This is a genomic window from Pseudoalteromonas luteoviolacea, assembly GCF_001696455.1.
Taxonomy (GTDB): Bacteria; Pseudomonadota; Gammaproteobacteria; order Enterobacterales; family Alteromonadaceae; genus Pseudoalteromonas; species Pseudoalteromonas luteoviolacea_C.
Genome location: NZ_MAUJ01000013.1, coordinates 1 through 19,195, shown reverse-complemented (window position 1 = coordinate 19,195; position 19,195 = coordinate 1). Strand labels below are relative to the sequence as shown.

Here is a 19,195-nt window from a genome sequence, read left to right as displayed (position 1 = left end):
AAAAGAGACACAGGATGGAAAGTAAATTACCGAGTGTTGGTACCAGTATTTTCAGCAAAATGACAGGTCTTGCTAATGCGCACAACGCCTTGAATTTATCTCAAGGGTTCCCAGAATTTGATGCGCCTGACCGATTGAAATCTGCTTTATCGGACTATACAGCGGCCGGTCACAATCAATATGCGCCTTCGCCAGGTGTGGCGTCATTGCAGCAAGAGGTCGCGGCTCTGATTGCGCGTAAATACGACCAAGTGATTGATGCTCAAGCGCAGGTGACCGTGACGGCTGGTGCAACAGAGGCCCTGTTTGTGGCAATTCAATCTCTGGTCAGGGAAGGGGATGAAGTCATCGTGTTTGATCCTGCTTATGACTCTTACCGACCGGCGGTGGAACTTGCTGGAGGCAAAACAATTCATATTCCGCTATACGCGCCGGACTACCTAATTAACTGGCAAGATGTTAGCGATAAGGTGACGGCAAAAACACGCGCTATCATTATCAATACGCCTCATAACCCCAGTGCGAAAATGCTGAAGCAGGCTGACTTTAAAGCGTTAAAAGCACTCGTTGAAGAGCATGATTTATATGTGATAAGTGATGAAGTTTACGAGCATATTACGTTTGATGAGCAGCCTCACCTAAGCGTCTTACGCGATGCGGCGCTGTTACAGCGTAGTTTTGTGGTATCCAGTTTTGGTAAAACATTTCATTGTACAGGGTGGAAAATGGGCTACTGCGTAGCGCCCCCAGTACTGGCAGAAGAATTCAGAAAGATTCATCAGTTTGTTAATTTCTCAAGTTTTACGCCAGCACAGTTAGCGCTCGCAGATATGCTCAAATATGAACCGAACCATGTGGACGAGTTGGCGCCGTTTTATCAACAAAAGCGCGACCAATTAGTCGCAGCACTAAAATCGAGTCGATTTAAAATACTCCCCAGTGAGGGCACGTACTTTTTGCTGTTAGATTACAGCGCTATTTCTACCTTGAATGACGTTGAGTTTTGTCAGCAGCTGGTTGAAGAACATGGGGTTGCCGCAATTCCGCTGAGTGTTTTTTATGCGTCACCGTGTGAAGAACGCGTGATACGACTGTGTTTTGCCAAGGAGTCAGCGACCCTCATCGCTGCGGCGGAGAAGCTATGTCGACTCTAACAGTGAGCCTGGTCCAATATGATATTCAATGGCTAAGTCCAGAGCATAACTTCAAAAAAATAGAGCGTTTAACGGCACAACTTGAACCTTGTGATTTATTGCTTTTGCCTGAAACCTTTGCCACTGGGTTTGCACTAAAGGAGCAAACGGCTGAATTTGCGGACCCCGCACTGACATTTATGCGTGCATTAGCAGCGCAGCATAATTGTGTTGTGGCTGGCTCCGTACTGGTATCAGAGGGTGACAAAAAAGCGAATCGCTTTTATTGGTGCTGGCCGCCAGCGCTAAACGAAGAAGCTGGTCGTGTTGAATACTACGATAAACGCCACCTATTTTGTCTAGGCCATGAAGGGGACTATGTAGCTGCAGGTCATGACCGTAAGATCTTTGAAATCGGCGACTTTAAAATTTTGCCGCAAGTTTGCTACGACTTAAGGTTCCCAGTGTTTCAGCGTAACAAGAACGATTATGATGTGATGGTCAATGTTGCCAACTGGCCGGCGGCGCGCCGCTATGCTTGGGATACGTTACTACGTGCACGCGCAATTGAAAATCAATGCTATGTACTGGCCAATAATCGTATTGGTGAGGACGGATATGGTACTGCGCATAATGGTGGTACGGTTGCGTTAGATCACCTCGGCCAGCCTGTGTTACAGGTGCCTGATGATCAAGCTGGTGTGATAACGACGGCTTTATCTAAAGACGCGTTGGACCAGTTTAGGGCGCAATTTCCAGCGCACTTAGACGCAGATAACTTTAAGTTAGAATTATAAGCAGGGTTGGGGCCAGCACTGGCTGGCCCAAATATGTGAAACTAAGGCGTGTTATATTGATGCACAAGCAGTTCTTGGTTGCCTGTTGTCAGCGATGTATTGTGTGCATAGTCATCTTGCTCTGGTAACGTGAAATAACCCAGCAGTTGTTTCATTTCGCTGGCCTGCAATGCCATCCGCTTAGCCGCGGCCATGGTTTCTTCAGTAATGGCTGAGTTTTCCTGAATAAGGTCAGTTAGCCTTTGAACCACGATATCCACCTCTTTTATCGCTTGCTGCTGCGTGAGTGTTGAGCGATTAATACTGACGATATTTTCGTTCACATCGGCCACCGCCAGTACAATATGATCCAGTTTCTGTCCAGAGCTGTTTGCCAGTGTGGTCCCTTGCTGCACCTTGTCGTTACTGTTGGCAATAATCTCTTTAATTTGTTTTGCGGAAGCCGCACTTCTACCTGCAAGCTCTCTGACTTCATTGGCAACAACCGCAAACCCTCGGCCATTTTCACCGGCTCGCGCTGCTTCAACCGCCGCGTTTAGTGCCAGTAAGTTAGTTTGAAATGCCAGTTCATCGATGACAGAAACGATTTCGTTGATGTCTTTACTCGCGGTATTGACTTCGTTGATTGCGTTTACGGTGTCTTTTGAGAGCACTCCCCCTTCTTTGGCAATGACTTGGGCATTATCAGATTTACTCACCGCCGTTTCTGATTGCTCAGCGACTAAGGTGAGTTCTTCGAGCATGTGGCCTGTACTCGCACTGGCCTGCTCCAAATTAGACGCCTGCTCTTCTGTTCTGCGACTGATCTCTGTATTACTGGCGGCAATTTCCCCCGCACTGTGGGTCACTAAGTTTGCTGCGCCTTGGATGCCTTCAATGACTTCTGTGAGTTTACGGGTTGTGGTCTTCACGTCTTGCTGCAAGGTTGCAAAGACGCCTTCGTATTGTCCTTCTATGGATTCGCAAAGGTTGCCTTTCGCGATTGCGCTAAGGCTGTCTGTGACCGCATGAATGGCATTTGAGATGGTATCGATGGAACTATTCACATCGGTTTTGAGTTGCAATAGTTGACCTTGTAGTGGTGAGTCGATTTTTTGTGAGAAGTCGCCACAACTCATTGCGGCCATGACACTTGCAAGCTCTTCAATGACTCGATTTAGGTTGTTCACTGTATTGTTTATGTCATTTTTGAGTGTTGCCAACTGTCCTTTTAGTGGGGAGTTGATGGTTCTGTCAAAGCGCCCGTGACTAATGGCCATCATCACCGAGGAGATCTCACTCATCGCTTGATCCAAACTGTCCACCGATAAATTAATACTCGACTTGAGATCTGCCAATTGACCCTTAGCAGGTACATTGATTGGATGTTTGAAGTCGCCTTCACTCACGGCAGTCATCGTGCTGCCAATGGCTTTGATAATGGCCTCTAGGTTGTCCATACTGCGGTTCGAATCGGCTTTCAATTGTTCAAGCTGACCAGACAAGGGTAACTCAATACGTTTTGAAAAATCGCCACTGCGAATGGCTGCCATTGTATGACTCAATTCGTCCACCGCACCACTAAGGCTAAAAATGGAGTTGTTTACGCTGTCTTTTAAGCGCGCCAAATTACCCTTAGCGTCGACAGTGACCTGTTGTTTAAATTCACCCTGTTCGACACAGGTCATGACATTAATAATGTCATTCATGGTCTCGTCAATAGACGTCACTGAACGGTTAATGTTATTTTTTAAGAGGTCTAAATCCCCACTTAAATTTGCGGTAATGTGTTGGTTAAACTGTCCTTTAGCCATGGTTTGGATAACCAGATTAATTTCTTTTAATGCAGTTTGTAGGCTAGTTGAACACTCATTCGTGGCTTCTTTTAGCGTATTGAGCTCGCCCTTACAAGGGGCACTAATACGGTCACAAAACTTACCTTTGGCCATCTGATTGAGGACTCTATTGGCTTCGGAAATAGACAGTTGCAGGGCATCTAGCAGTGAATTAAACGCTTGTGCGCTTTGCCCTATTTCATCCCGTGAGTCGACTTTTGCGCGCAAAGAAAAGTCTCCTTTGCTTTGCACCTCACGCATTGTATTCACCAAATTATGTACTGGGCGAGTAAGGGTGCGTGAAAACCAAATAGCAATTAAGATGATCAAGATGGCACTGACAACCATCACAATGGCCATGGTTTGGCGCAGTGAACTGACTGTTGCAAATGCTTCGGCTTCGTCTATTTCAGCCAACAATGCCCAGCGCACATCAAAGACTTCCATATTGCTGTAAGCGGACAATACCGGGTTGCCATTGTAATCTGTCACGACTTTTTGCCCTTGCTTTCCCTGCATGGCAAGTTGAAATGCTTCCGTTTTGATGGTGCCTTTATCTGGATTAGAGAACGAGGCGATAACGGAGTGGTGAATAGGGTCAAGGAATGAGTCTGAACGCATAAGGCCTTCTGGACCCACTAAATAAGTTTCGCCACTTTCACCCAGCCCGTGGCGCTCGGTCATAATTTCATTGAGTGCATCGATGGATAGTTGAAAAATTAAAGTGGCCTGCGAGACACCGTCAAAGTCTAAGCTAATGGCAATAAAACTCGCAGGGGCGTTATAGGAAGGTAGATAGGGTTCATAATCAGCAAAAATGGCTTCATCTTGCTCAATTAACGCACTGGTAAACGCATTGGCAATATTGCTATTGGAAAAAGGCCCATCAGTGAGTGACGTGGCAAAATCCACTTCTTTAAACACAGAGTAGACAATGTTTCCGCTGTAGTTATCTACTAAAAAAATATCATATAATTCGTAAACTTCTGCGATCTCTCTAAAAAAGTCATGATGACGTTGATGGACGATGTCGTACATATCCAAATGGCCCGTTTTTTTCAGCGCGACTTTTTCACCTAAAGGATGTGGGTTGTCTGCAAGATAACGCGTCTGTAACTCAATACCTTGTGGTGACAGGGGCGCGAGTATTTCCGGTACCGAAACAGGCTTGTTACTTTGCTGTTCAAACTGCGGTTGGAATTGTTGACTGTAAAAACGTTCTAAACGCTGCGAAGTGGGGTCGGTGACTTCAAGCTCATCAAAAGCATCTAAAAAATCTTGGCTAGCAGTGAGAACATAAGGATTTATGGCCAACGATTTGAGCTTATCTTCAACACTTTTAAAGTGCCGTTGCACTGCACGCTTTTTGACTTTGCTGACTGCGCCCAACTGTGCGTAGACTTGGTCACTGATAGTGCTCGACGCTTGGATCAGTGAAAAGGCGATAATGGTGGTGGTTGGAATGAGGGCTACCAGTAAAAAAGCGGCCATGAGTTTTTTGGTTAAATCGAGAGATTTAAAGAACTGGCTGAGACTAGACATAGTGGTCTCCCTTATCCTATTTTCCTTGGTTAAAAAAGCACGATGTTATGTGTTGTTACATTGCTCTACCTACATAATTCCGCGCAGATCAACCACCATAAATGGTTGGATAGAGAAGGCGAATAATTGTGCAGATCTTCACCAAGTTTAGAACACATCTCAATAAGATCTAGCGCGTGAGTTTCATTTATCTGCACAAAGAATAAGGGAATTAGCTATCCTGTAACGTTTGAATTACAAAGTGTTTTTTGTATTTTGTAGACAATAATGAAGGATCATCTGCGAGGGCAGGGATTTAATAAGAGTGGGTGATTAAATCGAAAAAAAGAAGCAGCTTAAGCTGCTTCTTAGTTTATGCAATAACTACATACTATTAGTGTTTCCAATGATAGCTATGTGCTTTTTCTTCCATATACGCTTCAGTATCTGGGTGCATTGGCGTTTTGTTGCCACCTTCAAAGAAGAAAGATTGGCGCTTACGGTTGTAGTTACCAATTTCGTTCATCGTCGCAGCGTCGTAAACACGGCCATTCAAGATAGTGTAAGCCACTTTCTCTGATTCACGAATATCGTTTAGTACATCACCGTCAATGATCACAAGGTCAGCGAGTTTGCCTTTCTCGATAGTGCCAATATCATTGTCTAGAGCGAGGTATTTTGCACCATCAATAGTACCACTGCGTAGCGCTTCCCATGCACTGAAACCACCTTGTGCCATTGACCATAGCTCCCAATGCGCGCCAAGGCCTTCACGTTGACCATGGGCACCAATATGAACCGTCACACCTTTATCACGTAATTGTTTTGCGGATTTAGCTGCGTTGATGTGGTTATAGTGGTGCTCGGGCGCCTTTTCGCGACGAATAGACATAGGCTTGACAACGTATTCTGGTACGAAGCTCATAAGACGTTCATTTTCCCAGACATTTGTGGTGTTGTAGAAATAGTCTTCACCCTTAATACCACCGTAGGCTACGTTAAACGTTGGCGTGAAGCCCGCGTTTGTTTGGCTCCACATTTGTGTCACATCCGAGTAGATATTTGGGATTGGAAGCGCATGCTCAAGCCCGGTATGACCGTCGATGATCATATTCATGTTTTGCTGGAACTTAGAGCCACCTTCCGGTACGACCATGATTTCCATTTGTTTCGCAGCTTCTAGCACCTGTTGGCGTGTATCACGGCGAGGGTGGTTGTAGCTCTTAACTGAAATAGCACCAGCATCTTTCAGGCGTTTCACATGGAATTGCGCATCTTCAAGGTTGCTAATTGGCGTTTTATAACCAGGTGCGTTACCTGCGTACAAGATACGACCTACAGAGTAGATACGCGGTGCAACGGTTAAACCGGCGCGCTGTAGCTCTGCCATCGAGAAGACTTCGTTTGAGTCATTTGATGGATCGTGAATCGTTGTGACACCAAAGCTCACATTAGAGAATTGGTTCCAGTTCTGCTCTGGTTGAAGTTGGCGACTGCCGTAGCTACCGTGTGCGTGCGCATCAACTAAACCTGGGATCACGGTTTTACCTGTGATATCCATAACTTTGGCTGAGCTTGGAATTTGCACATCACTGCGTGCGCCAACAGCAATAATGCGGTTGTCTTCAATCAACACCACGCCATCTTCAAAGATCTCTTGTTGCTTGTCAGCATCACGCATAGTGACCACTTTACCACCCACTAGGGCGAGCAGGCCTTTCGGTTTGTCTGCAGGCTGCTCAAAGCTCAAATCGATGCCTTCTGCGGTTAATTCATCTAGGTTGTCTGATGCATTGTCAACAAATGAGAAAGTGTCTGTGAGCTTACGTTGATACAGATTTGGGCCAAATGCCCAAGTTAGCGCGCTGCTATCCGCTTTCCAGTTCAAGAATGCGCCAGAGTATTTTGAAACTTGCTTAACAGGGAATGCTTTACCGCCTTTATTAATAGACAGTGTTTTACCCGTGCTTGTAAATGGTGCGACGAAGGTGTTGAAGTGCTCAATGAATGCCACATAGTTGCCATCTGGAGATACGCGGTAGTCAAAGATGTATTCACCCTTAAAGTGGCTGCGTTCTTCATGGCCGTTTAAATCAACACTTTTCAGCTCGCGACTGGTTTCACTGCTTTCAACAGAGAAGTAAATACGCTTTGGATCTGCGCCAAAGTGAGGTGTGTCACCACTTTTCGCGATACGTTTTGCTTCGCCACCTTTGGCGTCAACAAGGTAGATACCCGGGTGCATCGACCAATCACCACTGAGTAAGAAACCACCCGTGACTTTCTTATAAACAACTTGCTTGCCATCAGGGGAAAAGCTTGGAGAAATATAGTGACCCGGCTCTTGGCTGATAACACGGCCTTTGCCGCCTTTTGCAGACACGATGCGGATGCTACCGAGCTCTTGATCATCCCAAGTGGTATAGACGATAGACTTACCATCGCGTGAATAGCTTGGGTAGAACTCAAAGTGTTCATTCTGTTTTGTTACACGTCGAACTTCACCAGACTCAATGTCTTTGATATACAAGTGGCCAAGCGCTTGGAATAAAGCCGTTTCACCATTTGGTGAGATCTGTGACCAACGGGCTAGTTTTACCTTAAAGGTATCTGGTGCTACATCGACAGCAAATTTAAGTGCTGGCGTGATCTCTTTTTCAGCGACAACGCGAGTTGGGATCACTTGTGCTTGTTTGCTTTCAATATCTACTTTGTGGAATACACCACCAGACCAGAATACGAGCGCTTTGCCGTCCGGTGTATACGCAAATGCTGGCGTGTTACCTTGTGCGCCGTTTGCTTCTTGTAAATCTCGGTCTAAACCAGAAAAGATTTGTGTTTCGATACCTGATTTTAAATCTTTAATATACAGCGCGCTGATCATCGCTTCGCCGTTGTCTTCGCGTTTTACAAACGCCAATGATTTGCCATCTGGACTAGGTGTTGGACGAATTGCCCCACCTGCACCACGAATAACCGTTTCTTCTTCACCGGTGGCTAGATCCCATGAGCGGATCTCAAATACCGAGGTTAACGCATTCTTGTTGTATTGCCAGCGAACACCTGCTGTTGCATCAACAGAGTAGTAGATTTTCTTACCATCTTTTGAAAAAGCTGGCTCAGCCACGTTTTTCTGTGACTTCGCGCCGTGCAGACGTTCACGCACTAATACGCCTTGACCACCAGAGATGTGGTACATACGGATCGAGCCCCCAGGGATAGTACGACCTGTTACTTGACCTTGTTTCACAGCGATGTATTGGCCATCAGGCGACCAAGAAGGGTTGTGGATCAAATTGTGAGATTCATCCGAGACCTGACGCAGGTTTTCACCGTTTGCATCCATCACCCATAAATTCTCAGCACCTGCACGGTCAGAAATAAACGCGATGTGTTTGCCGTCGGGTGAAAACTTCGGTTGGAAATTCCAAGCGCGGTCATTAGTCAGCGCCTTGGCTTTACCACCTGACATAGGCATGACATATAAATCACCTAACATATCAAAAATAACGTGCTTGCCATCAGGGCTTACATCCAAGTTACTCCAAGTCGTCTCATTGGTGTCAATGGTGATGGTTTGCTTTTCGCCTGGAGGGTTTAGTACGTCCCAGTTGGCTGTGTCGTTTTTAGCGCCTTCTGGTGCTGCAATTGTAGGGGTACTTAGCCCGATCAAGGCCGCACCTATCGCAATGGCGATAGGTGATTTAAATAATGCCATGGTGTATTCCTATGTGTTGTCTTAGCCTAGCGACAGTCTAATGCTGTGCTTTGGTTACTTATCTTGTTGTGAGCTTACTCGCTTTTATACTCGAGTAGCATGGCGAAATTTTTTGTCAAAGTCGACTAAATGACGATAAAACTGCCTTCAAATACGGTGGTTTTGCCTCATTTTTATACAAGCAGGGCTCTGGCGTGGGAAAATGAAAGCAAGCCAGTCAGGCTTACTTTAGCCTAATTTGATGCCCTGTGAGCGTCCAACAAGATAGATGATTGTTGTATAGGGCAAAGAGAAGGTGCGCTTACAGCGCACCAGTGTAATGGCTGTAAGCGCTACTCGTGCATTTAACTTAGCGTCTGTTGCCTCACAAATTGCAGATAGGCCTCTAAACTTTTTTGCCACAATGCCATCGCTTGGGTAAGGTCATCATCGCATTGTTTACCATCAAGTAGTCGCCGCTCTATTTTTTTCAGCGCAAGGCCGTAGCGATTAAACCCCAATTGCAGTGCGGTACTGGCTTGGCGGTGCAGTGATTTGATACATTGTTGCTCATCTTCAGTGAGCAGCTGTTGAATATGAATGAGTTTATTTCGCGCTGATAGCACAAATTCATTGTAAATTGAGGACACCTCGTCTTCGCTAAAGCCACTTTTCAATGAGTTCACTGCCGTATCATCATAGAGGGTGTCACATAACTCTACGCGCATATCCGGTTTTTGTGCTTTTTGAGAGTCACTGATGGCTTGTCGCAGCTTTTCTTGTTTAATGGGTTTGCCGACAACATCCTTAATGCCCAAGGATAAATACTCTTTAATTTCTTCTGGACTCAAGCTGGCGGTAAAGGCTAAAAACGGTGTGCGTTTGTTCTTATGCTCAATGGTTTGCAACTGCCTGAGCACTTCTTGTCCCGTAAAGTCGGGCAGGTTCATGTCGAGCAGTACGACATCAAAAACATACTCTTTGAGGTGCTCAATGGCGCTGGTTCCATCGTAAGCGAGCTTAATCTTGTGCTCGTCCGCCGCCATAAACTCAATGGCGATTTTACGGTTTAGATCAAGGTCTTCTACCAGGAGTACAGAGAGTCCAGTAGGGTATTCAGGGTTATGATGGCGCTGCTCAACTAAGCTGAGTTCACCAACTGGCAGGCTAACATCAAAGCTAAATGAACTGCCTTTCCCTAATTCACTGAGTATTTCTAGTTGGCTGCCCAGCTTGCTTAATAGGCGAGCCGTAATCGCTAATCCAAGTCCTGTGCCGCCCTTGGTTTTACCGGCATTACTTTGTACGTAAGGCTCGGTGAGTTTGTCGATGTCTTCCTCTTCGATACCCGGCCCCGAGTCAACCACGCTGAATCGTACAATATGCGACATATTGGCTTCTTCAAGGAGCTCAACACAGAGCTTAACTTCGCCTTTGTCGGTGAACTTGATGGCATTCCCGACTAAATTGAGCAAAATTTGCCGAAGTTTTTGTTGATCACAGTAATAACAGACTTGATCGGGTAAGTCATAAACGAGCGAGAAAGTCAGCTTTTTCTGTTCCGCGAGGGGGCTCATTAATAAACATAAATTGTCCAACCAGCTTTTTAACTCAACATCTTCTGAAGACAGTACTTCGTCGCTCTGATCTAAACTGGCGTAGTCGAGTACTTTATCAATGAGCAAGTTGAGTGATTCTGCTGAGTTAATAATCGCCTCACAATAAGCCTTACTAGACTGGTCGTGACTGCGATTAAGCACTAGTTGGGCGCTGCCCAAAATCCCATTGAGCGGGGTGCGGATTTCATGGCTGATGGTGGATAAGAATAAACCTCGAATTTCTAAATCTTTTTGTGCCTTTTCAGTTAAGTTATTTAAGTTGAGCTCGCGGCGTTCATTACACAGTAGTGCCATGCCCGTTGCGTAGAATATAGGCGCTAACACCCCATTAAAAAAGATGGCGATGGAGAACCAAGGATCTTCAAATAATGTCACTTCGTCTACATGTCCCATGAAGACGGTGCGACCAATAAAGGCTGTAAATACAAAGCCGAGTACAATTAGATAAACAATACTGCCATTTGGGTAGAGTGGCCTTGCGTAGCGGATAAAGTAGTAGCTCAGCAAAATGGCTTCGACGATGTGCTGCAGATCAGAGATGAGGATCCGTTGTCGCAAGCTATCATCAACCACAGCATAGTATATTAAAGCAGAGAGTAAAAAGAGCGTGGCGAATAGGTAAAGTCGGAACTCTAATCCGCGCTGCCCTAAGAATTGACTGATAGCCCAGCAGTGGATAATCGATGCGAGAAACAGGAGTGTGTTTGCTATGCCAATTGTCTGCCACTGAATAAGGAAGCTGTGTAGAGCAAACATTGAAATAGCAGCAAATAGCACGAGGGGATAAAAGATATACAGTAATACGCCCGGCGTATTCTTGTTTGCTCGCCAGGTCAAATAGTTGATGAGCGTCATCATGGCGGTCATCGCTGCACTGGCTACATACAGAGTTTTGTGGTCCAACATAAGGCTACGTTAACAATTAATAGGCGTACCTAGGATAGAGCGAAGGCATACCTCAGTAAAGGTGAGGAACCAGAAAATAATGAGACTAGAGAGGGTGCTTACTGCTGAAAAACAAAAAAGCATGCCAAATGCATGCTTTTTCTTACAGAATTATGAAGTGTAACATCTGTGATGTACTTATCTAATTTCGTCTGGAATATTTTGCTGTGCCCATGATAAAAGCTCGATACGGTTACGGCATTTAGTTTTACGAAATGCACTGTATAAATGCGTTTTAACCGTGTGCGGGCTGATGTTAAGGTCCTCAGCAATCTCCTTGTTTTTCGCACCTTTACTCATTAGTGAAATAATCGCTTTTTCACGCTTAGTGAGTTTAACAGGCTCGATGTCACCCTCTGTTAGCTTATGTAACGCGTCTTTGTTGAACTGCAACATACGGTTTAACGCATTGCACATAATTTCTCGGCGATACCACAACTGATCTTCCATCAGGAGGCGAATGCCTTTCATGAGTACGTCAGCGTTGTCTGTCGTGTAAAAAACACCACGAATACCGCTCAGTAACGCACGATTAGCCAATTCAGGATTTTCATCTAAATTGAACAGCACAATATCACAACTGACCTTTAGGTTTACCAACTGCTCTTTGAGTTTACCCCATGCATCATTGACTGCTGTTTCAATAAAAAGCAACCGAGTATCTTCCGGCACTTCGGAGATATCAGTTCCTGTGATTACGTCTAACCCCTGAGTTTTCAGGAGCGGTTGTAAAACGTTTATTCCTATCGTGTTGATAGGCTCTTTATCTAGCAATAAAAATGCAGTACTGCTCATTTGAAAAACACTCTCATTCTGTCTGATTACGCAATGCTAACACGTGATTCAGACCTTTTGTATTAGAAATTTCATCAATAAAACGAAGTTTACGGTATAAAGTGTGGCATGATAGGCCATTTTGTAAACAACGCTTTGCTATGAAAAACTCAACTTGTTGATTAGTAGGAGAATTTATTTATATGGAGTAATAGCTTAGTCAATTACATTTTTTAACAAAGAATAATTTAAGATACTACTTTTTTCCTACTTTGGTACGGAGGCCAGCCCATTTCAAGCCCTGCTAAAACGTGCAAATGGATGTGGTATACGGTTTGTCCGCCGTCATTATTGCAATTCATGACTACGCGGTATCCGTTGTCAGCAAATCCGTGCTCTTTAGCAAGTTTAGCTGCAACCAAATGTAAATGCCCAACTAAGTGCGCATTTTCTTCATTAACATCGTTTATTGTTGCGATTGGCTGTTTTGGGATGACCAAAACATGGAAAGGTGCTTGTGGATTAATATCTTTAAAAGCAAGCGCCTTTTCATCTTCGTACACTATATCTGCAGGTATTTCACGATTAATTATTTTCGTAAAAATCGTCTCTTGGCTCATTACTTTTTTCCTTATATACGTTAGTTTAGCTGTTCAGCATAGCGTGGACTTAACAAGATACAAGGGAAATTACAATTAGCATTCATCATAATTGTAACTAAATTTGGCACAAATACCTGCATTGACAAAGGTAGCAAGCAAATAAAGAGGAAATATGAAGAAAATTAGTATATTTGGAGTTTTAGTAGCACTTTTTAGTGGTATTTCTGTATCTGGGGAAGTTAATTTCCCAGAAGAATTGCTGCCTTTGCAAGTAAACGATACTGAGATCGAACACTCTTTCTTTAACAAAGTTCGCACTTTAGACTTACCTGCAGGGGTGCATCGAATCAAGGTGAAGTATTCTGACTTGTTTGAGCTGGACTATGATGAGCATGAAGTGGTGGACTCTGCCCCGTTTTGGGTCGAAGTGGAACTGCGAGACGGGGGTTATCAAGTGCGATTTGAGGCCATTGAAGATGTTGAACAAGCCCGTCGTTTTGCCAAATCTCCAAGCATTTGGTTGCAAGCTAAGCAAGGCGAAAAGGTCAGTGCGAAGCGTGTAACTCAGCAATTATCAAAACCCGCAGCGCCAATTAAGGTGGCAGTCGCCCATCACCCCGAGGTATCAATGCCTAGCCTCAGTGAAGCACCTACGGCGGGGAGACCAGATGCCGCTGCCATGTTGATGTTTTGGTGGCAACAGGCAAGCCCAGAGCAGCGCGCTGCATTTTTGGCAACCATCAAAAAAGATAACAAGTAATTGATGCGCATCGCTTGGGTCAAGTGCAACCCAAGCGATTCAGAGCATATAGGTTACTTGAAAATAGCGTCAACGGTGCCTTGTGCAAGTGGATGGTAGCCAGGGCGAGCATTTTGATAAACTCGATATGCCCAATCGCGTTTACCATGCGCAACGAGTGCCTTGTACAGTGGCACGATTAACTTACGACGACCAATACCAGTTAGGTGCTTATCCAGTGCTGGATATATTTCTTTATAGCCATTACCGACTGCAAGCATGTACCACGCAAATGCCAGTTCCGCATTGGTTGAATTCGTTAGGTTAAATGCATCGTCCAGTGCGGTCATCTTTTCAAGCGACAGATCTCTGGGTAAGTTGTTTAAAAAGTGCAGCCACTCGTGCACTGTCCAGCTCTGAGTCGGTAGGGTGTTTAACGGCTGACGGCCACTTAACCAAGCTTGTGTGTGATTGTCTACTTGGTTGAATGCATCTGAGGTAGGTGTTGGCGCATCTGCCGGTAGGCCCGGTTGGTAGATCCATTCTTTGGCTTTTTCAAGTGACACAATACCCGGGTGTTTTTGTAGTAAATGCTTGTCTAAGTATTTTACAAACTCCGCCGTTGTTAGCGATTTAAATGCATAGGCATCAAAATACCCTTTCACAAAGATATCAAACTTTTCACGACCAAATTTTTCTTCTAGGTAGATCAAAAATAGCTGACCTTTGATGTATGGCACTTTACTAAAAGCATCATCAGGTCGCGACCGTTGAGCTTTAAGTTTAAGCGTGTATCCGGCTCAGGAATCTTTGTAAGTTGCGCGCGTAATCCTGCGGCATCAAGGGCTTGTTCCATCACTGCGCGATCGCGGCCGAATACCTCTTCCATGATGCGGTTTTCCACATAGGATGTGAAACCTTCATTTAGCCAAAGATCTTCCCAAGTGGCGTTAGTGACTAAGTTACCCGACCATGAGTGCGCTAGTTCGTGGGCAATGAGATTGACTAAACTCTTGTCACCGGCGACGACGGTAGGGGTAATAAATGATAGGCGAGGGTTTTCCATGCCGCCAAATGGGAAGCTTGGCGGCAACATGAGCAAGTCATATCGGCCCCATGCATATTCACCGTACATGGCGTTGGTTTTGTCGATCATCGCTTGGGTATCATTAAACTCAGCAACCGATGCATCAAGGATTTGTGGCTCAGCAAAAATGGCGGTTTGATGTGACATTTCTTTATATTCTAAGTTGCCCGCGCCAATAGCGATTAAATAAGGTGGGATAGCTTGTGGCATATCGAACCAGTAATCGCCATCTTTAACAAAGGCCTCAGAATTATCTGCACTCATAACCGCGCGAACATCTTTTGGTGTTTGAATACGCGCAGTATAAGTTGTGCGCATAGCTGGCGTGTCTTGTACGGGGATCCAGCTTCTGGCATGAATGGCTTGAGACTGGCTGTACATAAATGGGTGCGTTTTACTTGCAGTCTGTACAGGTGTCAGCCATTGCAAACCCGACGCTTGAGGCAAGCTGTTGTAGTAAATTCGCGCTTTTTTGGCTTGTTGCTTGAACTTAATCGTCAGCTTCGCGCCCTTTACTCCGCTGCGCGGTGCTAAGGTAAAGTCAGCGCGGTGCCACTGGCCGTTTTGGCTTTGGTACATGACACGGTCTATTTCTAGATCGCGTGTATCTAACACTAACGTTCGTGCCTGCTTGTTTTGCCATTGTAAGGTATGTTCGACGAACCCTTCGAGTTGTTTGTCTTCAAAGTCTACATCTAAATCTAAGTGTAAGTGTGTACTTACTACGTCATCTAGGTTTGAATAAGTATGCTCGTCGACGGCCTTTGCCGCCATAACAGTGTGAGAGAGGCCAGCAATAGCGAGGCCAAAAGTTAAGGCTGAGAGTTTCATTTTTATCCTTGCTCATGATTGAGAGTGGCTTCTGTTATACCACTTCCATGTACAAAAGCTACTCAGATGCGTTGGCGGTCGCAATCAGGTAAACTACCGCAAATAATCCGTATTTTTGATAGGCGCTACCTGTGCAGTCTTTGCAGTCATTACATACCTTTGCTCTTCCCGCTCATTGCCAAAAATTGGTGCGTATTACAGCGCCGGAGCAATTACACGCGATTGATTTTGAAAAGCCTTTTTTCATTCTAGGGGAAGGCAGTAACTGTGTATTTTTAGATGATTTCGATGGCACGGTGCTACAAATGGCGAACCGCGGTATCGATGTAAATGAGCGAGAAGATCATTACCTAGTTCGCGTCGCTGCGGGAGAAAACTGGCATCAGCTGGTGATAAAACTACTTAAGATGGGCATTACTGGATTGGAAAATTTGGTGTTGATCCCCGGCACAATTGGTGCGGCCCCTGTGCAAAATATTGGTGCGTATGGCGTTGAGTTGGCAGATGTCTTCTCCCATTTAACCGGCTATCATATCGACAAGCAATCATTTGAAACCTTAGATAAAAGCGCGTGCCAGTTTGGCTATCGTGACTCTGTGTTTAAGCAAGCTTTACACGGTCGTTTTGTGATCACAGAAGTGGTGCTTAAGTTACCAAAACAGTGGCAGCCGGTACTCGGTTATGGGCCTTTGCGTGATCTTACAGAGTGTGAAGTAGATGCGATGCATGTTGCAGAGCGGGTGATGCAGATACGCCGCAGCAAGTTACCAGACCCAATACTGTGCGCCAATGCGGGGAGTTTTTTTAAAAACCCTATGGTGAGTCTGGAGTTGGCGAAGACCTTACGGGTACGCTATCAAAGTATGCCGACTTATCCTGTTGATGAAAATACAGTGAAATTAGCTGCAGGTTGGTTAATTGAGCAAGCAGGATTGAAAGGGCATCGCATTGGCGGAATTCGAGTTTATGACAAGCAGGCTTTGGTCCTAGTCAATGATGAACAAGGCGACGGCGAAGAATTACTGGCCATGATCACACATATTCAAAAAACAGTGTTTGCCAAATTTACGGTTGAACTGATACCTGAAGTACGGTTAATTGGACGCGGTGGCGAGTTTTCAAAAGGAGTCGAGCATGGTTAAGGCACCTGCGGGCAATAAGCTTGCAATCCTAAGCGCGTTGAGTCGCGATCACTTTATTTCTGGGCAGGCGCTAGGAGAAACGCTGGGGATCAGCCGTGCGGCTGTTTCTAAACATATCAAATCACTACAAGAGATGGGCATTGATATTTTCAAGGTTACTGGTAAAGGATATCGCTTAAATCATAGCTTGCCTTTGCTCGATCAGAATAAAATCTTACCCGTGTGGCAAGCGTTGACTGACAGTGCATGCAATATCGAGGTACAGCCTATTATTGACTCTACCAACAGTGAACTCATGCGTCGCATTCAAGCGCCTGAACACGATGTGCCATCGGGACACGTGCTGGTTGCCGAAATGCAGCAGGCGGGACGAGGAAGACGGGGCCGTCAGTGGCAGTCCCCTTTTGGAGCCAACCTCTACTACAGTTATTACTGGTTGTTTGAAGAGGGCATGCAGGCGGCAATGGGGGTATCTATTGCGGTAGGGTTGGCTGTGTATGATGCATTACACGCGCTATACGATCTAGAAGTGCAGCTTAAGTGGCCGAATGATATTTATATTAATGAACAGAAACTGGCAGGTATTCTTGTTGAGTTGGATGGACAAATGGAAGGGCCATGTCATTTGGTGATTGGCATTGGCCTTAATGTTGCCATGCCAAACTGTGCGGCACAGCAAATCGATCAAGCGTGGACCGATCTGAGTCAGCATATCCCCGAAGTGGATAAAAACCAATTGGCAGTGGTATTAACGCTGTGCCTGCAAAAACGCCTTAATATGTATCAAAAAAGTGGCTTAAGCGACATGGTCGCCCAGTGGAATGCGTTAAATGCTTTTCGCAATCAGGTTGTCAGTTTGAGTACCGGCCAAAGACAATGGCGCGGCATCTGTGAAGGCATCGACAATCAAGGTGGATTGGTGTTACGTCAAGATGGAGAGCGAAAAACATATTATGGTGGTGAGATCTCACTGCGTAAGGAGGGCTAATGCGCCTATTGGTTGATGTTGGAAATACCGCCGTTAAAGTGGCGACTGAGCAAGGCGGCCAAATCACAATGATCTCCGAAGCAGCGATCCCTTGGCAAAACATCACCGAGGTGTTGATAGCACAAGTGGGCCGTAATGATGATCTTGCGCCTATACTGAGGCAAGCGAGGGCGCGTAATATCCCTCATTTATCGGCATCGGTGTCAGCGACGCTGGGCGATTTGATATGTGCTTATCCGGAATTCAAAAACTTAGGTATAGATCGTTGGCTAACGGTTGTTGCCAGCTATCATCTATTTCCAAATAAAGCATGCGTTATTGTTGATTCAGGTACAGCGACTAAAGTTGATGTCTTGGATGACAAGGGTCGGCATCAAGGGGGATGGATTTTACCGGGTTTGGACATGATGATTGAGAGTCTGGTTTCCAATACTCAGCAGGTATTTAGTGATGAGCACACCAAATTTGATGTGACACTGGGAACCAATACCCCAAATGCGGTAAAGAATGCTGCTTTGAGTGCAACTGTTGCGCTGGCGCAGCAAGCAATTACACAAGTAAAACAAAATGCAGCAGCCGAGCAGTTTCAATTAATCTTTGCTGGTGGTTATGGAGAACTTATTCAGCAACACCTTGATAGTTCGGGCATCTATTTTGATGACTTGGTGATGCAAGGGTTGGTTTTTTGGCGCAAATACCAACAAAACGCTTAATTAATGAAAGCTTTGCTGTAAATATGAGCATTTAAACAATAAATTGTGATTTTTTTTAATATAACTGTTGCATAGTGCCAGCGGTTGCTCTAATATCTCGCCCCGTACTAAAGCAGTGCCGACTTAGCTCAGTTGGTAGAGCAACTGACTTGTAATCAGTAGGTCATCCGTTCGACTCGGATAGTCGGCACCATTTTTCAAGATTTAGAACACGCTTTAGAAAAGAATTTTTATGTGGAGGGGTTCCCGAGCGGCCAAAGGGATCAGACTGTAAATCTGACGGCTCAGCCTTCGCTGGTTCGAATCCAGCTCCCTCCACCACTTTATTCTTGACGGTTCTGAGGTAGTTAAGAACAGGTTCCTAAAGCGGGCATCGTATAATGGCTATTACCTCAGCCTTCCAAGCTGATGATGCGGGTTCGATTCCCGCTGCCCGCTCCAGATTTCTGGTGTGCTGATATAGCTCAGTTGGTAGAGCGCACCCTTGGTAAGGGTGAGGTCGGCAGTTCAAATCTGCCTATCAGCACCAGTCTCCGGATCTTCCCAAATACTTCCTTTGATTTGTCACAAAAACATTTATAATTGTAAAGACTAAACATAGTCCCCGCGCGCGCGCGGATTATTTTTATATGTAATCTAGATACACAAAAACTTATAGGTTCCGTCATGGCAAAAGAAAAGTTTGAACGCGTAAAACCGCACGTAAACGTAGGTACAATCGGCCACGTTGACCACGGTAAAACAACTCTAACAGCAGCAATCACTAACGTACTTGCAAAAGTATACGGTGGTG

General features: G+C 45.3%; 12 protein-coding genes, 4 tRNA genes and 1 pseudogene. 11 read left to right on the top strand and 6 right to left on the bottom strand.

Annotation, left to right across the window (positions count from 1 at the left end; all coding sequences use genetic code 11):
• Positions 1-14 precede the first annotated feature (14 nt).
• Together A7985_RS22900 and A7985_RS22895 are read left to right on the top strand one after the other, a co-directional pair.
• Complete coding sequence (locus A7985_RS22900) at positions 15-1,154, top strand: methionine aminotransferase (protein WP_065792741.1); 1,140 nt, start codon at positions 15-17, stop codon at positions 1,152-1,154.
• A complete protein-coding gene (locus A7985_RS22895) occupies positions 1,142-1,930 on the top strand; it encodes a nitrilase-related carbon-nitrogen hydrolase (protein ID WP_065792740.1) in 789 nt (262 codons plus the stop codon). Before A7985_RS22900 ends, A7985_RS22895 begins: the two co-directional genes overlap by 13 nt.
• 41 nt (positions 1,931-1,971) lie before the next feature.
• Here the strand turns inward: A7985_RS22895 and A7985_RS22890 are convergent, their stop codons facing one another.
• The 5 genes from A7985_RS22890 to A7985_RS22870 all read right to left on the bottom strand — a co-directional run bounded on the left by A7985_RS22890 (position 1,972) and on the right by A7985_RS22870 (position 12,920).
• Positions 1,972-5,286 (bottom strand): methyl-accepting chemotaxis protein, encoded by a 3,315-nt coding sequence (locus tag A7985_RS22890; RefSeq protein WP_065792739.1) that lies wholly within the window; start codon positions 5,284-5,286, stop codon positions 1,972-1,974.
• Between the two features lie 373 nt (positions 5,287-5,659).
• The gene (locus A7985_RS22885) at positions 5,660-8,983 is read right to left on the bottom strand and encodes an amidohydrolase family protein (RefSeq protein ID WP_065792738.1); all 3,324 of its coding nucleotides are present in this window, start codon (positions 8,981-8,983) and stop codon (positions 5,660-5,662) included.
• A gap of 344 nt (positions 8,984-9,327) precedes the next feature.
• Complete coding sequence (locus A7985_RS22880) at positions 9,328-11,487, bottom strand: ATP-binding protein (protein ID WP_065792737.1); 2,160 nt, start codon at positions 11,485-11,487, stop codon at positions 9,328-9,330.
• A 177-nt stretch (positions 11,488-11,664) separates the two neighbouring features.
• Positions 11,665-12,321 carry a helix-turn-helix transcriptional regulator gene (locus A7985_RS22875; RefSeq protein WP_039611367.1) on the bottom strand — a complete coding sequence of 219 codons (657 nt, stop codon included), beginning with the start codon at positions 12,319-12,321 and terminating at the stop codon, positions 11,665-11,667.
• A 227-nt stretch (positions 12,322-12,548) separates the two neighbouring features.
• Complete coding sequence (locus A7985_RS22870) at positions 12,549-12,920, bottom strand: histidine triad nucleotide-binding protein (RefSeq protein WP_065792736.1); 372 nt, start codon at positions 12,918-12,920, stop codon at positions 12,549-12,551.
• Positions 12,921-13,074: 154 nt separating this feature from the next.
• Between A7985_RS22870 and A7985_RS22865 the strand changes: the two genes are divergently transcribed.
• Positions 13,075-13,662, top strand: coding sequence for a DUF2057 domain-containing protein (locus A7985_RS22865; protein ID WP_065792735.1), 588 nt, complete (start codon positions 13,075-13,077; stop codon positions 13,660-13,662).
• 53 nt (positions 13,663-13,715) lie between these two features.
• Here A7985_RS22865 and A7985_RS22860 read toward each other — a convergent pair.
• Positions 13,716-15,559 (bottom strand): annotated as a pseudogene (locus A7985_RS22860) (M1 family metallopeptidase).
• Between the two features lie 131 nt (positions 15,560-15,690).
• Between A7985_RS22860 and murB the strand changes: the two are divergent.
• The 8 genes from murB to A7985_RS26120 all read left to right on the top strand — a co-directional run.
• Positions 15,691-16,701 carry a UDP-N-acetylmuramate dehydrogenase gene (murB, locus tag A7985_RS22855; protein ID WP_065792734.1) on the top strand — a complete coding sequence of 337 codons (1,011 nt, stop codon included), beginning with the start codon at positions 15,691-15,693 and terminating at the stop codon, positions 16,699-16,701.
• Positions 16,694-17,689, top strand: coding sequence for a bifunctional biotin--[acetyl-CoA-carboxylase] ligase/biotin operon repressor BirA (birA, locus tag A7985_RS22850; RefSeq protein ID WP_065792733.1), 996 nt, complete (start codon positions 16,694-16,696; stop codon positions 17,687-17,689). The genes murB and birA overlap by 8 nt, the downstream gene beginning before the upstream one ends.
• Positions 17,689-18,402, top strand: a complete 714-nt coding sequence (locus A7985_RS22845; RefSeq protein WP_065792732.1) for a type III pantothenate kinase — start codon at positions 17,689-17,691, stop codon at positions 18,400-18,402. Before birA ends, A7985_RS22845 begins: the two co-directional genes overlap by 1 nt.
• A 117-nt stretch (positions 18,403-18,519) precedes the next feature.
• Positions 18,520-18,595, top strand: a tRNA-Thr gene (locus A7985_RS22840).
• Between the two features lie 43 nt (positions 18,596-18,638).
• Positions 18,639-18,723: transfer RNA gene (locus A7985_RS22835), tRNA-Tyr, on the top strand.
• 45 nt (positions 18,724-18,768) lie between these two features.
• Positions 18,769-18,843 (top strand) — tRNA-Gly (locus tag A7985_RS22830).
• A 12-nt stretch (positions 18,844-18,855) separates the two neighbouring features.
• Positions 18,856-18,931, top strand: a tRNA-Thr gene (locus A7985_RS22825).
• 137 nt (positions 18,932-19,068) lie between these two features.
• A partial coding sequence (locus A7985_RS26120; protein WP_033023824.1) for a GTP-binding protein occupies positions 19,069-19,195 on the top strand: 127 nt, incomplete at its 3' end.

Excerpts from the sequence above, each read along its gene's own strand:
- A7985_RS22870 (WP_065792736.1), bottom strand. The coding sequence starts at position 12,920 with ATGAGCCAAGAGACGATTTTTACGAAAATAATTAATCGTGAAATACCT.
- A7985_RS22865 (WP_065792735.1), top strand. The coding sequence starts at position 13,075 with ATGAAGAAAATTAGTATATTTGGAGTTTTAGTAGCACTTTTTAGTGGT.
- A7985_RS22895 (WP_065792740.1), top strand. The coding sequence starts at position 1,142 with ATGTCGACTCTAACAGTGAGCCTGGTCCAATATGATATTCAATGGCTA.
- A7985_RS22885 (WP_065792738.1), bottom strand. The coding sequence starts at position 8,983 with ATGGCATTATTTAAATCACCTATCGCCATTGCGATAGGTGCGGCCTTG.
- A7985_RS22875 (WP_039611367.1), bottom strand. The coding sequence starts at position 12,321 with ATGAGCAGTACTGCATTTTTATTGCTAGATAAAGAGCCTATCAACACG.
- A7985_RS22845 (WP_065792732.1), top strand. The coding sequence starts at position 17,689 with ATGCGCCTATTGGTTGATGTTGGAAATACCGCCGTTAAAGTGGCGACT.
- A7985_RS22900 (WP_065792741.1), top strand. The coding sequence starts at position 15 with ATGGAAAGTAAATTACCGAGTGTTGGTACCAGTATTTTCAGCAAAATG.
- A7985_RS22890 (WP_065792739.1), bottom strand. The coding sequence starts at position 5,286 with ATGTCTAGTCTCAGCCAGTTCTTTAAATCTCTCGATTTAACCAAAAAA.
- A7985_RS22880 (WP_065792737.1), bottom strand. The coding sequence starts at position 11,487 with ATGTTGGACCACAAAACTCTGTATGTAGCCAGTGCAGCGATGACCGCC.
- birA (WP_065792733.1), top strand. The coding sequence starts at position 16,694 with ATGGTTAAGGCACCTGCGGGCAATAAGCTTGCAATCCTAAGCGCGTTG.